A 15509-nucleotide genomic window follows, 5' to 3' on the forward strand; every position below is an offset into this window, starting at 1 on the left:
CCTCCCTTAAGCTGTCTGTTTCAAATATTGTGCAATCGATTCGTATTTTTGCGGATTGACCATGCTGTTGACTGATAAATGAATGGATTGAGGTGCAGCCATCTGTACTTTTTCCGCTAAACTTTCTTTGGCTACGATCAGTGAATCAGGTTCATCTTTTAAATCTTGGATATTGACTTTTCTTAACGGGATAGTTAAATGGTTCTTGTCTAATATATCTTTGAGCACGGTCATCCCCATTGTTGCTGATCCGGAACGATCATCGTGGACAAGTAGAATCTCTTTGATTTGTTTGATGTTTGCTGAAAGAAACTCTTCTGCTGGCTCATTCTCAATTTCAGAAACTGATGTTTTCTGCTTGCTGCTTAATTCTTGAATGATTTCATCATATCGAGGTGAATTCAAAAAGTTTTCTACTGAGACAAAACGCGCGCTCGGTGCTTTTTGTTTTGCTCTTTCTTGTAGTTCGACCTGAGTAACGATCAATGTATTCGAGTCATCTGTCAGTTGGCTGATTGCTTGATTGGTCACCGTTTGAGGCAAGTCTGCTTCCTGTACTTTTTTTCTCAAGATCGAAGCGCCCATCGCACTTGATCCCATTCCTGCATCACAAGCAAAAATGATTTTTTGTACGCCAGAGAATGTAGCTCCTTGAGGAATACCTTGGGCACCTTTGGAAGCTTGCTTAGCTGCCTTTGTCTCTTGAACAGATTTTTCGAAGTCTTCATTTGTATCTTTCGCATCCGCTTTCAAAATTACTGCAGAAATACCAAACGAAACAGCTGCGGCAACAATCACGCCCAAAATAACAGGAAGGTAAGAATTGAACGGTGTCATCGCTAGAATCGCAATGATCGACCCTGGAGAAGCTGGCGCTCTTAGTCCAGCATCCATCAATTGGAAAATGAAACTTCCTGACATTCCTCCGCCTATAACTGATAAGAATAATAACGGTTTCATCATAACGTAAGGAAAATAGATTTCATGGATCCCGCCTAAAAAGTGAATGATCATGGCTCCTGGTGCTGAAGATTTTGCTGCTCCTTTGCCAAACAAAGTAAAAGCAAGTAATACGCCAAGTCCTGGACCAGGATTTGCTTCAAGCAAGAATAGAATAGATTTTCCAGCCTCTGCTACTTGTTCAGTTCCCAATGGTGTCAAAATCCCATGATTGATTGCATTATTCAAAAATAAGATTTTTGCTGGTTCAATAAAAATACTTGTCAATGGAATCAAATGGGCAGATAAAATGATCTCTACACCTTTTGCCATTGCTTGAGTCAATGCATCGACAACTGGACCAATCGCAGAAAAACCTAATAACGCTAATCCAAAACCGATAAGACCTGCTGAAAAATTATTGACTAGCATTTCAAAACCGGATTTGATCCGTTTTTGGAATAGCTGATCAAATTTCTTGATGGCATATCCACCAAGAGGTCCCATGATCATCGCGCCTAGCATCATTGGAATATCTGTTCCGACAATCACACCCATCGTTGCAATTGCCCCAACAACTGATCCGCGGTCACCAGCAATTACTTTTCCGCCAGTATAACCGATCAATAAAGGAATCAGATAAGTTAGCATTGGGCTTACCATGGTAGCCAAAGCCTCATTTGGTAAATAACCATCTGGGATAAATAGAGCCGTTAATACACCCCAGGCAATCAGTGCTCCAATATTTGGCATGACCATGCTTGATAAAGTACTGCCTAATTTTTGTACCCTCGCTTTTAGCGAAATGTTGTTTTTGGGAATCGTCCGTTCCATTTTGTCTCTCCCTCTCTCCTTTTGATACTCTAATTGTATCCGCTTACTAAAAAGAGAAATAGTCGTACTTTGGCACGAAACTTTGTGCCAAAGGTTTGAGTATGTCAGCAAAATAAAAAGATTTCGGTATCAGAAAACTTCAATTTTAAATAAAACTGTTATTTTAATTTTTTTATAATATGCAAACAATAACTTTTGTTAGCATTTAATTTAGATGTTTTCCATTCTATTATGTTATTAAATTTTATATTGGAGGCCTATCTATGACATTACTGATCAAAAACATGAACATGAAACGTGGTAAAAAACGTGTGATTCGACAATTGAATCTTTTAGTAGAATCAGGAGAAGTAGCTGCTTTGATTGCCCCGAACGGATTTGGCAAAACAACTTTGCTGAATGGCATTGCCCAACTGCTGCCAACAACTTATGATCAATTGTCCCTTCACAACATCTCTCCTACTGCTTATACAGATTATCGCCGGTCTTTCTTTTTTCTAGAATCAACGAATCAGTTATCCGACTATCTATCGGCTGTTGATTATTTGACTTTGATCAAATACTATTGGCAGAGCAAAGTAGAATGCCAAACTGTTTTCCAACGATTGAAGATGACTGAGTACCTTACTTTGCCGATTGGAAAAATGTCTCTAGGAATGAAACAACATGTCTTGCTTGCTGCTTACTTGATCAGTGATTCATCTGTCATGTTATTCGATGAACCGTTGAACGGATTAGACCCAGGAAGTATTGATATCTTGAATAGCCTCATCAGACAATGGCAGAAAGAGGGGAAGACGATTCTTCTTTCTTCCCACGCTATCGCGAATATCCAATCGATTTGTTCTAAAGCATGTTTTCTAAAAAATGGAGAAATCGTCACAGAATCCTCAAATATGGAAGAGATTTTAGCTATTTATCGTAAATTATATGAGGTGTAACTATGTCTTTACTTACATTTGAACGCAATCTCTTACTAAAAAACAAAGTAAACTTTTTATTTCCTCTATTGTTGGTCGTGCTCTTTGCATTCCCACTTTTTTTTGATCATAAACTTGCTTATACAGAATTCGATGAACTGAATCATAACTATGAAGAGATGCAACGTTTGATTGAAACGTTGAAAGAAGATGAGAATGAGAAAGAATTTGTGGAAAGTTTAGAGAAAAGCAACAAACTGATCGAAGCAATCTTACATGCAAAAAACACAGGGAATGTCCAGCAAATGGTCGAAGCAACTTATCATTATGAAAAAGATATACTGGATCGACTGATTTCTGGTCAAAGACAAGGAATTCCAATCATTGAACAACAAAAACGTGTCGAGTTGCTCCGTTATATGAAAGAACATCAGATCCAAAGATATTCTATTTTTGACTTGCCAGCGCATCTCCCTTTAGCAAATTACTACGAAAATATTTTTTCAGGAATGATTTCTAGTTTTTTGATTTTATGTATAACCGCCTTGTTTCTTTCTTCCATCATCTCTTATGAAAAAAGAAAGCAGGTAATCTCTCTAGTCAATCTATTACCGGATAGTATGGTAAAGAAACATAGCATCCGTTTTACCATTTATTATGGTGCAGCTATGCTAAGTCTCGTGATGCCATTTTTGATCGTCTCTATACTAGTAATAATCAAAAATGGTTTGGGAGACTTCCGTTATCCTGTAGGAACGATCATTGGTCAGGAGATACGAATCCTTCCGATGTATGAGTATCTTTTCCAGAGCTTTCTGTTCCTGTTGTTGTGGGTGCTCTTTTTAAGTACAATCAGTTTTCTTCTATCTGCTTTATTTGAACATTCTCTAGTCAATCTTTTAGGTACACTTCTTTGTCTTTTCTTAGCAGAGTATCGCTTGTTTTCTTCGATTGGATGGATAGAATCAATCAGTCATTACTTGCCAACTTCTTATGTTGATTTTCAAAATGTGATCATAGGAGGAGATATTTTCTCGCCACTAGCTTCAGAACAGGTTACTTTCATGAATGGTATCTTGACACTTGGTATATGGAGTATCGTTTTATTATTCATAGGTATGGGCACTATCTATATAAAAAAGAGCTATTAAAACACAAAAATAATAGGGGCGGTGACAAAAACCTTGTCACCGTCCCCTATTTCAAATAAACGGTTTTCTAGAATAAATAGTTTTCAAAAGCTTGCATCCGCAGTAATAAGAACCTCCCAACAAAAATAGCTCCTCTTATTTTTATCTTGGTTGAAGTTATTACTTGATGCAAGGCAGCTTTTTTTACTGTGAACATTGGTTATATATGTCCATGTTCAAAAATCATTTGGACTTCTTCAATGGTTTTCGCATCACTGAGCGCCATTACTTGGTCGATGTCTGAACAGAAAAAGGCTAAATCTTGGAGCACCGCTAACTGATGTTCTTTTTTTAAAGCCACTACAAATAAGAGTGTCGCGATTTTTGGTTCCTCTTTTGTTCCAAAGTCCACACCATCAGGCACTTGGACTAAATAGATTCCTTCTTCTACTACTTCTTCATCTTTGTCAGTCCCATGTGGCAAGGCTACGAAATTCCCGATATAGACACTCGCTTTTTCTTGTCTTTCGATCATTGATTGGATATATGCCGGTTTGATTCCCCCTTGTTGGGTCATCCACTGGCCGATCTCGGTCAACGCTTCTTTCCAATTTTGATAGGATTGATCGAGCAATATTTTTTCTGCTGGTAGCTGTATCATCTTTTCACCTTCATTTCTTTATTTCTTCAATCAGGATTTTCGCTAACAACTGATAAACGATTTCTTTATTTCCTGAGCGGAAGATCTCGGTGTTCAAGTCATTCATGATGATTGCTCCACTGATCTTTCCTAAAAGAATCCCGTCTTTTTCTTGGATTGGCGAAGGCGCCAGCATAACTAACATACGGGACAAATCGACTGGCTGTCTATCCATCCCTTCAATGGTCAACGGATGTTTCAAATTGAAAATACAAAAGATCGGTTTAGAAATCAATGAGCTGGATGTATGGAATAACCCCATATTTGTATGAGGAATACCGATAGGTGCTTGTTCATATCGCTTAAGCAGCCGGCGATGAACCACCTCTTCATCCGTTACTAGTCCTTCAGGAAAATAAGGAAATAAGCTGCGAATCGTTTCGGAAATCGTCTCAGGATTATCCAGTTCTTGGATAAAAAAACGACCGAGTAATTGATTGATTTGATCCATGAAATGCATTGTTTCCTCATAAGTATCTTCTATCATCCACTCGTTATTGCTGTTATACGTAATTTTTTGCCTTTTTTTCTTCTCAATATGCGAAAAAGCTTCTTTTAGCTGCTTGACTTCATCTTCTAGCAGTAGCGGGGAGACTAAAATATATTTTCCACCGTATCCTGGTAAAATAGATGTAGAAATAACAACATCATATTCTTCTTGTAAATCGATTTTTTTTAAATCAGCAATCCGATAGAAATGAATTTGTTGGATGAAGGGAAAATACCTTTTCAATCGTAGTTCCAACATGCTAGTAGAAGCTAATCCACTTGGCGAAAATCCTGCAATACTGATATTGCTTTCTTTCGGACTTCGTTCCAATGAATTCGCAAAATGAAGGACCATATAAGCGATCTCTTCTTCGGATAATTTTTTTTCTTGAAAAATCCGCTCTACTGCTTTACGGATTGCATTCGCAACTTCCTCGTATTGAACCATGATTTTTTCTAAAATCGGATTGGTCAGTGTCTCTTCTTGTAAAACGGCTCTTGAAAACACACCAGATAAATGAGTCAACAGCATTTTGTACAAAGTTTCATCTTCATAAAAATGGACATTCGTCTCTTCACTTACTTCTTGAATCAGTTGTTTTACTAAATAAGCAAGCTGTGTATCGAACGTCTCTTCAAAGAAATTCTGATCAAATGAGTTCGTGAAGTCATTTAATAATCCTGCAAAAAAGACGATCTCATTTACTGGATAAAGTTGTTTTGTCTCAGAAGCGATCCGTGAAAACAATCGTTTAGCTGTCTGTAGTAATTCTTTGTTTGCCAGACTATTATATGTCTCATTTGTCAGTAAATGATTTTTAGTCACACGCTCCATCGTCAATGTCAGCATCAAAACCAAATGTTCAAGCTTTCTATCACTTAGATTGGTCTTTTTTTGGATCAATTCTTCCCCGATTACTTTGCGTGCAAGAGATAGATGTTGCGGATCAACGAATCGAAAAAAATAATTCAGTGATGCATCGAAAGAAATACTATGAAAAAGTTCATATTCATTGATTTCTAATTCTAATACATTCGCTGTCAGAAGCCGGCGGTATTTTTCCGGTCCTTCGATCTCGTATCCCTGGTTCCGAATGATTTCCAAAGGCAGTTGGCGAATACTTTCTTCCAACTGTTTGATATCTGCATAAAAAGTGGTATTACTGATGCGATATGATTCCATGAAATGAGCAAGACTCAACGGCTCTGTCGTCAGTAACAACTCGGCTAAAATCGCGTGTTGTCGTTTAGCAGTGGATAAGTCATTACTTTTCCCATCTGTATTTTCTTTTAATTGCTCTAATACTTCTTCTGATGCCTCAATGACAAATGAGCCTCTAGCTGCTTTTTTCAAAGAAGCATTTACCGATTTCAATGAGACTTCAAGATTATCTAATTCGCGGTAAATAGTCCGTTTACTGACCTTCAATAAATTCATCATTTTTTGGATAGATACAGGTGACGGGCTACTGAGAAATTCTGCTAATAATTGTTTTTCTCTGGGCGATAAATACATCTTATATTTCTCCCTTCACGAGTTTTTCGTATTCATTCGTAGCTACCCAATGTTCAACTAGAACTAGCCGAGGGATCTTTTCTTCTAGCTGTTCAGTTACAGCTAGTTCTCTTTGTGCGATATAAATCGTTTCTTCTTGGATTTTGATTTTTTCTATTGATTCTTTTGAGATAACAAACTGTTTTTTCGCTTTTTTTGCTAATTGACTTAAAATCGTCATGCCCATAGTTTGTGAGCCGCGTCTGTTGTTTTTATACAAAAATACAATATTAGCAGGCGACTTTTTTTGTTCTGTGATATCTGCTATCTCTTTTTTTTCTTCCCGCTTTGGAAATTGGATCGCTTCTTTTATTCGTGACAGCAAGATATCTGTTTCCAAAAAGTGATCCAGTACATAGATTTGACTTTGAGGTACTTTTTCTCTTGCAAGACCCGCTAGTTCATGTTGCACGATAACCAGCTGATTTACTTGGTTATTCAATTCATAGATAGAGCTGTATCCGACAGAAAGATCGATTTTTTCTGCTGCTAATTTCTTTTTCAGCAGGGCGGCTCCCATAGCACTTGATCCCATACCTGAGTCGCAAGCAAAAATGACGGAATGAATGATAGATGGTTCCAAGATTTCTCCCCTTTCTTTGACCGTTTTGTTCTCTTTTTCTTTATTTGGTAATTTCAATAGTATCGCTGCACAAATGAAGGTCACAAATGTACTGATTGCTATCCCTATACTTACCCCAGCTAGTTGTGGATAAGGCGCATTGGCAAAAATCACGAGTAGTGACCCAGGCGATACAGGTGCAGCTAATCCCGTATCTAACCATTGAAATATCAACGTGCCGCTTGCCCCACCAGCCATTACAGCTAAAAATAGATACGGTCGCAGCAAGACAAATGGAAAATAGATTTCGTGAATCCCGCCAATCGCATGGATCATCAATGCTCCACTCGCATTTACTTTTTCCTGTTTTTCTGCAAAACAAAGGATAGAAAGTAAGATCCCTAAACCAGGTCCAGGATTTGCCTCCATCAAAAATAAGGAAGAGTACCCGACTGTTTGTGAGAATTCGATTCCTAAAGGTGTCAATACACCATGATTGATTGCATTATTGAAAAATAGTACTTTTAGAGGTTCTAAGATCAGACTGACAAGTGGTAACAGATTCATTGTGACTAGCCAAGACACAACGGAGGCGAGCAACAAGTGAACACTATTTAAAACTGGTTCAATAAAAACGATTCCAATTATACAAATAACGCTACCAGTCAGTCCTACTAGTAGGTTGCTGACAAGCATTTCATATCCAGCCTTGAATTTCACGTGGAATCTAGAAACAAATTGTTCATATACGATGCCGGCAAGCGGCCCGATAATCATCGCTCCTACGATTTGTGGAGCATTGGAACGAGCGATCAACCCTAAAGAAGCAATTGCACCGGCGACTGCCCCTTTTTGTCCCCCTACCGATTTCCCGCCTGAATAACTGATCAAGATGGGTAAAAGCAGCTGGATCATCCAATGGCATACCTCTTCTAATGTGGTGTGCAAATCGCCAGACACACCTTTTGTTGCTAATGACAAGATTCCCCAAGCGATAAACAGACTTAGATTTGGCATGATCATTTCATTTAAGTGATGTCCAGCTTTTCTCAGTTGTTTCATAGACACGCGACTGCTGTTGTTTGCTTTCCATTTGTATTCCATCTTTTTCACCATACTTCTATTTATTGATGGACGGATTTTATGTAGAAAAAGCAGCAAACGAAAAACCGTCTGCTGCTTTCAGCTATCTGGGAACTATTTGCCTGGTTCAGTCGCAATGATTGCTAGTTCACCTTGGACCGCCCACTCAGAAACGCCATTTGGAATAATACAGCTTGTTCCTTTTTCTAATGGATATGTTTTTCCGTCAACGACAAGGTCTCCTGCTCCTTCGATTACCGTCATCAATGTATAAGGGGCTTGTTTTTTGAAAGATGTGATTCCTTTAATATCCCACTCATATACATTGAAAAACTCAGTTTCTAAATAAGTGACGATCGATGAATTCCCTTTTCGGACTTCTTTGATTTGTAATTCTGGTGTTTTCGCAGGGACAGTTGTTACATCGATCGATTGTTGGATATGCAGCTCTCTTGTTTGTCCTTGCGCATCTTTTCTGTCGTAGTCATACACGCGGTAAGTCGTGTCAGAACTTTGCTGTGTTTCTAAAATCATGATTCCTTTACCAATAGCATGGATCGTTCCGCTTGGTACATAAAAGAAATCACCTTTTTTAACTGGTACTTTCTTCAAAAGGTCATCCCAGCGCCCATCTTTGATCATCTCAGCTAGTTCTTCTCTTGTCTTTGCATGATGACCATAGATGATTTCTGCACCAGGTTCAGCATCGATGATATACCAGCATTCAGTTTTTCCTAATTCACCTTCATGTTTCATCCCATAGGCATCATCTGGATGTACTTGTACAGATAGATCATCTTCTGCGTCTAAGATCTTGATCAATAATGGAAACACTGGTTCTGAAGGATGGCCAAACAATTCCTTGTGTTCTGACCATAGTTCATCTAATCTTTTCCCTTTGAATTCGCCATTTTCTACTACACTGACACCATGAGGATGCGCACTGATCGCCCAATCTTCTCCGATTTTATCGTTAGGGATATCAAAACCAAAGACTGAACGTAAACGACTTCCTCCCCAAATTTTTTCTTGAAAAACTGGTTTTAAAAACATAGGTTCCTGCATAATTCAAACTCCTCTCATTTTTCATAGCTATTATAGCATTATTTCGGTAATACCGCTTTCTCTTTCAAAAAGTTTTCAACAATTTCATCTCGACATATGAGATACTCCGCACGATGATCGACAGGATGTACGCGATTTGACAAAAATATCAACGCTTCTTGTGTTTTTATATCAATCAAGAAAAACGTACCTGTATAACCAGTATGAAAAAGAATCGCATGACCGTCTTCTACATCCTTTTTTAAGTCCCATCCTAAAGAACGATAGCCATTTTTTTTCGGTGTTTGATCTTGCAGTAAAGAATCAATCGTCTCTTCTTCTAAAAAACGACCATTACGGATTTTTCCCTTGTTCAAATACATTTGGACAAAAGTAATGCTGTCTTTCAAATCAATAAAGAGACCCGCGTTACCTGCATGTTCAGCCAAAACTCTTGCTTTCGGATCATGAGTTTGTCCACGCAAAACCTCACCCGAAGGCAGTTGTTCTGTGGGAACGATTTTTTTGGAAGGAAAAGGAAGAAATAAGCTGTTCATCATTCCTAATGGTTCCAATACTTGTTCTTGAAAGATTTCCACTGCAGTTTCTTGGTAAATTTCCTCTAGCATCAACCCAAGAAGAATCGTACCGGCATCTGTATATTTTACTTCTTTTCCTAGTTGCTCACCTGGTTCTAGCTTCAAATAAGCGGCGATCAATTCTTCCTGAGATAGCTTATCTCTGTTTGGTATCCATGTTTTGATATCAGAAGTATGTGTCAGTAAATGACGCAAAGTGATTGTCTGATTTTCAAATTCAGGAAGATATTTATGAAGCGGTTGATCGAGTTCTATCTTTCCATCTTCTAATAGACGTAAAACTAATGAAGTGGTTGCAACGACTTTCGTCAGTGAGGCTGCATCAAACAACAGATCTTCTGTCATCAGCTGCTTTTCAGGAACGACTTGGGCAAAGCCGGCTGTAAATGTTTCTACTTGATTTTCTTTTATGAAGGCGACTGCTACACCTGGATAAAATCCTTCTTCCATCTTTTTCAAAATAAGCTGTTTCGTGTGTGGATACATCTTTTTCTCCTGCTTTTCTATCAGATTCTTACAGTCCAAGCTTAAAGCTTAATCTATGAGGAATCAACCTTTTTTACACAAAAAAACTGCGCGAAAAACCGCGCAGTTTCCCCCGGTATACTATTTTCTCTTTCTATCTCTAGAATAAGCGATAGTATGACCGTTCATAAAATGACGAGACATGCGACAATCGTTAAGAAAGAAAAAGTTAAGCGTCGCATCGAATGTCAGTTTTATTCTTTTCTTTTGGCTCACTGACGAACCACCATTCGATTCCTATAGCATCATAGATTGTGAGTACTGTGTGCTTTTTGTCTAAGAAGAAATCAACTGATAGTTGCTGCAAGTGAGCAATCAGTCCTTCCATGCTTTCAGTATCGATCATGAATTTCAGAAAATCAAGTCCAATCACTTCATCTGTAGGCAAATCAATTGCGCCTCCGCTAGCTTCTGTCAAACCAACATGGAAATCTCCTTCATTCAATACATGGATGCCCTCTTCTTCATTATGTACCTTCAAACCAAGTACATGATTAAGAAATTGGCGTTCTTTTGTTAAGTTAGTAACATTTAAATGGATTTTTTCAAAATAAGAACCTGTTGATAGTTTACTGAATTTTTCTTCAGATTTTCTTAATAATGCTTCTTGATCCATTGTTTCTGGAATTTCTCTTTGGTCGTTCTTATTCTCTTCATGGTAAATTTCCAATTCATTCTCTTCTGGGTCTACGAGCAAAATCCCCATACGTCCATGATCTTCTAAAGCTTCTTTGATTGGATAATTCATTTTACGGATACGACAAAGGATATCTGCCATTTCTTCTGTGCTAGGGATAATCAATGAAAAACGGTTCAGCTTTTTGATCACCCCCATGTGATCATTCGCTCTAGGACTTTCTTCCAGCAGCAACATTTCACTTCCAGCTTCTTCTGTTCCTAAAATGGCTAATTCGTTTTCTTCTCTTTTCAAATCAAAGCCAACAACGTTCTTGTAAAAATCAATCATTTTATCTCGGTCTTTCACCCGAATGGCTACACTTTTTAAATAGGTGGCAGCCCCCAATTGAAAATCTTTCATATTTCTTGCTCCCCTCTACGTCAAGCTTTATTTTAACGATGGATTCTTCTTCTTTCAAGCAATAACTTTGATTTTGTTAAAAAAAATGTGAGAAAATTCGCATTTTGCTTGTTTTTTGTAAATTAATGAGTAAAAACTCTTATAAAAAGAGGTTGTGAAAAAGCTGTTCTGCATCAAGTAATAAGAACAGCCAAACAAAAATAGCTCCTCCTATTTTTCGTTTGGTTGGGCTTATTACCGCAGATGCAAGCTTTTGAACACCGTTTAAGGAAGAGGTTGTAAAATCAGCGGTTTGACCTGAGTATTAGAGATACAAAACGGAAAAATAGCTTCTCATATTTTGCCGTTTTTTGAGCTAATACCGAAGGACAGCTGATTGAACACCGTTTATTCGGAAAAAGGGACTGTGACACGACTTTTGTCACAGCCCCTAAAAAAAATAATAAATTTGTACTATTCTATGAAGCTTCTTCTTCAGAAAACTGACTGTTATAAAGATCTGCATAGAATCCGTCTTTTTCCATCAATGTATCGTGGTTTCCTGTTTCTACGATCGAACCATGATTCATCACAATAATGTTGTCTGCATCGCGTATTGTAGACAAGCGGTGAGCAACAACGAAACTTGTCCGGTTTTCCAATAGGCGGTTCATCGCTTTTTGAATCAGTATTTCTGTTCGTGTATCTACACTAGATGTTGCTTCATCAAGGATCAGGACATCTGGATTTGCTAAGAATGCCCGCGCAATTGTGATTAGCTGACGCTGCCCTTGCGAAATATTGCTTGCATCCTCGTTTAATACAGTGTTATATCCTTCTGGCAATTTACGAACAAAATCGTCTACGTGAGCAGCTTTAGCAGCCTCAATGATTTGTTCGTCTGTTGCATCGTCGTTCCCATATTTGATATTGTCATAGATACTTCCTGTAAACAGCCAAGTATCTTGCAGTACCATTGAAAACTGTGCGCGCAATTCATCACGTGAAAGATCACGGGTATCTACACCATCGTAACGAATACTACCTCCAGAAACATCGTAGAACCGTTCAAGAAGGTTGATCAGTGTCGTCTTCCCTGCACCAGTCGGACCTACAATAGCGACCATCTCACCAGGTTTGACATCCAAGTTAAAATCAGTCATTAGCAAGTTATCTGGTGTGTAGCCGAATTGAACATTTTCAAAACGAACTTTGTATGGTGTATCTTTTTCTTCTGGAAGGCCAGATTTTTCATTGGACATCTCTTCTTCATCCAACACTTCAAATACCCGTTCGGCTGAAGCAACTGTTGATTGGATAGTGTTCATCAAACTTGCAAGTTGAGTGATTGGTTGAGAGAACTGTGTTGTATATTGCAAGAACGCTTGAACATCCCCTAATGTCATGTTCCCATTTGCAACTTTTACTCCGCCTAGTACAGCGACGAACACATAGCCTAGATTTTTAACGAAATTCATCAACGGCATGATGATTGCCGAAATAAATTGAGCTTTCCAACCAGCGGCATACAGATTCTGATTTTCTTTTTCAAATACTTCCTGGTCTTTTTCAGTATGATTGAATGTTTTAACAATGGTATGACCACCATATGTTTCTTCTACTTGGTTATTCAATAAACCTAAACTTTTTTGCTGATCTGCGAAAAACACTTGTGATTTCGGCGCTACGATCATCACGATGATCAAGCTTAAAGGGATCATCAATAACGCGACTAACGTCAATTGCCAGCTGATTGAAAGCATCATCACGATGACCCCAATCAATGTGACTGCACTAGTTACAAATTGAGTCAAATTTTGCTGCAGCGTGCTTGCGATGTTATCCATATCATTGATTGCTCGAGACATGATATCCCCATTTGTATGTGTATCATAATAGGAAATCGGTACACGATTCATTTTGGCTTCCAAATCATGACGTAATTCATAAACTGTTCGTTGGGAAACACGTGTCATAATAAATTGCTGTAAAAAGTTGAATACAGCAGAAATCAAATACATCACGATTACTGTCGCAATGATCTGCGCGATTTTATCAAAGTCTATCGGAAATTTTGTTACTTGTTGGCCTTGTTGCATCTGTTGAGCGCCAGCCATTACACCTTTGAATATTTCTGTGGTTGCTTTCCCCAAGACCTTTGGTGTTTGGATTTGGAAGATCACGGCTGCTATTGCTAGTACAAATACAGCGATGATCGCAACCATACGTTTAGACATATAGCCAAACAATCGGCGTACCGTTCCCCAGAAATTTTTAGGCTTTTCACCTTTTACACCGAGATTTCTGCCAGGTCCACCATGTCCTGGACCGCCTGCTGGTCCATGAGAGGGACGTGTGTTTGTTTTACTCATGCTAAGTCCTCCTCTCTTAGTTGTGAATGAACGATTTCTTGATAAGTTTCGTTTGTTGCTAATAGTTCTTCATGTGTTCCTTTGCCAACCAGTTTTCCTTCATCTAGCACAAGGATCATATCTGCATCCATTACTGTACTTACTCGTTGAGCAACTAAAACGGTGATACTTTCTTTCATATTCGTTTTCAATGCTTGGCGAAGATTGGCATCCGTTTTGAAATCCAACGCTGAGAAGGAATCATCAAACACATAGATATCTGCTGTTTTGACTAATGCCCGTGCAATTGCCAGACGCTGTCTTTGTCCACCAGAGAAGTTTCCTCCTCCTTGTTCCACATGGCTATCTAAGCCATCTTCCATCTCTGAAACAAAATCTTTAGCTTGTGCGATTTCTAATGCTTTCCAAATCATTTCATCTGTTGCATCCGGCTTACCATACTGCATATTGTCTCGGATCGTTCCAGAGAACAGAACTGCTTTTTGAGGAACAAAGCCCATTAATTCTCGCAAATTATATTGAGTCATGTCACTAATGTCCGTTCCATTTATTTGGATCGAACCAGATTCGATGTCATATAATCGAGGGATCAAATTGACTAAGGTCGTTTTACCTGAACCAGTCCCCCCTATGATTGCGACGATCTCGCCCGACTTGGCTTGGAAATCAATATCTTCCAATGCAAGTTTTTCTGCTCCATGATATCGATAATTGACATGATTGAAGGCCAATGTTGCGTTTTTTCCAGCAAAAGAAACTGTTTTAGGATTTTCAGGGTCATGGATACCGATTTTTTCATCCAACACTTCATTAATACGGTCAGCTGAAGCTTGTGCACGAGGCACCATGATAAAAATAGCGGAAAGCATCATAAAGCTGATCAAGATCTGCATCGCATAAGTCATAAATGCAATCAGATTACCGACTTCCAAAGTCATATCTGCTATGTAGTGTCCACCAAACCAAGTGATTGCTACGTTTGTACCGCTCATGATCAATGTCATCATTGGCATCATCAATGCGACGATCGTATTAACTTTGATTGCCGTATTTGTATAATCTTTATTCGCTAAATCAAAACGATTTTCTTCAAAGCGTGTCTTATCGAATGCTCGAATCACTCTGACCCCTGTCAATCCTTCTCGAAATACCAGGTTTAAACGGTCAGTTTTCTTTTGCATACTTTTGAATAATGGAACAGCAAAGTACATGATTCCGCCGATCAAAATAATCATTACTGGGATGACAACTAAGAAGATTTTTGTCAACTGATGATCTTTTTGATAAGCAAGTATGCTCGCGCCAATCAACGTGATTGGTGCATTGATCATCATACGTAAAAACATTTGTGTAACCATTTGGATTTGAGTCACATCATTGGTCGTTCTTGTGATCAAAGAGGCCGTTCCATATTTATCAAACGCATCTTTTGTCAGACTCTCTGATTTTTTATAGACATCCGTACGCAATTGCTTACCCAGTTTCTGTGATTCACGAGTAGCAAAAAATGTATTTGCGATAGCAGCTAAGATACTGATCAAAGAAAAGCCGATCATCACAAAACCTGTATGCCAAATATAATCGACATCTCCTTGCGCTACCCCTTTATCAATAATATTGGAGGTAAGTGTCGGCAAATATAAATCTGCCAGTACTTGGATCACCATGAAAACTGCAGCTGCAATTGCTGAAGTCAAGGAGATCCGTTTTACGATTTTTAGCATCTAGTTCCCTTCTTT

Annotated in this window: 11 protein-coding genes; 2 read left to right on the top strand and 9 right to left on the bottom strand. The window is 38.5% G+C overall.

Annotated features, from left to right (window positions below; all coding sequences use genetic code 11):
- Positions 1–6: 6 nt before the first annotated feature.
- Positions 7–1773: a PTS mannitol-specific transporter subunit IIBC gene (locus ACIFUW_RS11330; RefSeq protein ID WP_002303600.1), complete on the bottom strand. Its 1767-nt coding sequence runs from the start codon at positions 1771–1773 to the stop codon at positions 7–9.
- Between the two features lie 263 nt (positions 1774–2036).
- On the opposite strand from ACIFUW_RS11330, the gene ACIFUW_RS11335 reads away from it, so the two are divergent.
- Both ACIFUW_RS11335 and ACIFUW_RS11340 read left to right on the top strand, forming a co-directional pair.
- Positions 2037–2714 (top strand): ATP-binding cassette domain-containing protein, encoded by a 678-nt coding sequence (locus ACIFUW_RS11335; RefSeq protein ID WP_002287251.1) that lies wholly within the window; start codon positions 2037–2039, stop codon positions 2712–2714.
- Positions 2715–2716: 2 nt separating this feature from the next.
- Positions 2717–3844: an ABC transporter permease gene (locus ACIFUW_RS11340; RefSeq protein ID WP_002294108.1), complete on the top strand. Its 1128-nt coding sequence runs from the start codon at positions 2717–2719 to the stop codon at positions 3842–3844.
- Between the two features lie 199 nt (positions 3845–4043).
- Here ACIFUW_RS11340 and ACIFUW_RS11345 read toward each other — a convergent pair whose 3' ends face one another.
- The 8 genes from ACIFUW_RS11345 to ACIFUW_RS11380 all read right to left on the bottom strand — a co-directional run bounded on the left by ACIFUW_RS11345 (position 4044) and on the right by ACIFUW_RS11380 (position 15494).
- On the bottom strand, positions 4044–4484 hold the full coding sequence (locus tag ACIFUW_RS11345; protein ID WP_002303601.1) for a PTS sugar transporter subunit IIA: 441 nt from the start codon (positions 4482–4484) through the stop codon (positions 4044–4046).
- Between the two features lie 10 nt (positions 4485–4494).
- Complete coding sequence (locus tag ACIFUW_RS11350; protein ID WP_002287256.1) at positions 4495–6528, bottom strand: BglG family transcription antiterminator; 2034 nt, start codon at positions 6526–6528, stop codon at positions 4495–4497.
- A gap of 1 nt (position 6529) precedes the next feature.
- A complete protein-coding gene (locus tag ACIFUW_RS11355) occupies positions 6530–8233 on the bottom strand; it encodes a PTS transporter subunit EIIC (protein ID WP_002303602.1) in 1704 nt (567 codons plus the stop codon).
- A 93-nt stretch (positions 8234–8326) separates the two neighbouring features.
- Positions 8327–9277, bottom strand: a complete 951-nt coding sequence (gene manA, locus ACIFUW_RS11360; protein ID WP_002294110.1) for a mannose-6-phosphate isomerase, class I — start codon at positions 9275–9277, stop codon at positions 8327–8329.
- A 38-nt stretch (positions 9278–9315) separates the two neighbouring features.
- Complete coding sequence (locus ACIFUW_RS11365) at positions 9316–10341, bottom strand: serine hydrolase domain-containing protein (protein WP_002287263.1); 1026 nt, start codon at positions 10339–10341, stop codon at positions 9316–9318.
- Positions 10342–10549: 208 nt separating this feature from the next.
- Complete coding sequence (locus tag ACIFUW_RS11370) at positions 10550–11419, bottom strand: VOC family protein (RefSeq protein ID WP_002287264.1); 870 nt, start codon at positions 11417–11419, stop codon at positions 10550–10552.
- A gap of 458 nt (positions 11420–11877) precedes the next feature.
- Positions 11878–13770: an ABC transporter ATP-binding protein gene (locus ACIFUW_RS11375; protein WP_002287265.1), complete on the bottom strand. Its 1893-nt coding sequence runs from the start codon at positions 13768–13770 to the stop codon at positions 11878–11880.
- Positions 13767–15494: an ABC transporter ATP-binding protein gene (locus ACIFUW_RS11380; RefSeq protein ID WP_002287267.1), complete on the bottom strand. Its 1728-nt coding sequence runs from the start codon at positions 15492–15494 to the stop codon at positions 13767–13769. Before ACIFUW_RS11380 ends, ACIFUW_RS11375 begins: the two co-directional genes overlap by 4 nt.
- Positions 15495–15509: the final 15 nt, after the last annotated feature.

Source organism: Enterococcus sp. PLH-Efm8, assembly GCF_053011625.1.

Coding starts and splice junctions, on each gene's coding strand:
- ACIFUW_RS11335 (WP_002287251.1), top strand. CDS start 2,037: ATGACATTACTGATCAAAAACATGAACATGAAACGTGGTAAAAAACGT.
- ACIFUW_RS11375 (WP_002287265.1), bottom strand. CDS start 13,770: ATGAGTAAAACAAACACACGTCCCTCTCATGGACCAGCAGGCGGTCCA.
- ACIFUW_RS11355 (WP_002303602.1), bottom strand. CDS start 8,233: ATGGAATACAAATGGAAAGCAAACAACAGCAGTCGCGTGTCTATGAAA.
- ACIFUW_RS11345 (WP_002303601.1), bottom strand. CDS start 4,484: ATGATACAGCTACCAGCAGAAAAAATATTGCTCGATCAATCCTATCAA.
- ACIFUW_RS11350 (WP_002287256.1), bottom strand. CDS start 6,528: ATGTATTTATCGCCCAGAGAAAAACAATTATTAGCAGAATTTCTCAGT.
- ACIFUW_RS11365 (WP_002287263.1), bottom strand. CDS start 10,341: ATGTATCCACACACGAAACAGCTTATTTTGAAAAAGATGGAAGAAGGA.
- ACIFUW_RS11380 (WP_002287267.1), bottom strand. CDS start 15,494: ATGCTAAAAATCGTAAAACGGATCTCCTTGACTTCAGCAATTGCAGCT.
- manA (WP_002294110.1), bottom strand. CDS start 9,277: ATGCAGGAACCTATGTTTTTAAAACCAGTTTTTCAAGAAAAAATTTGG.
- ACIFUW_RS11370 (WP_002287264.1), bottom strand. CDS start 11,419: ATGAAAGATTTTCAATTGGGGGCTGCCACCTATTTAAAAAGTGTAGCC.
- ACIFUW_RS11340 (WP_002294108.1), top strand. CDS start 2,717: ATGTCTTTACTTACATTTGAACGCAATCTCTTACTAAAAAACAAAGTA.
- ACIFUW_RS11330 (WP_002303600.1), bottom strand. CDS start 1,773: ATGGAACGGACGATTCCCAAAAACAACATTTCGCTAAAAGCGAGGGTA.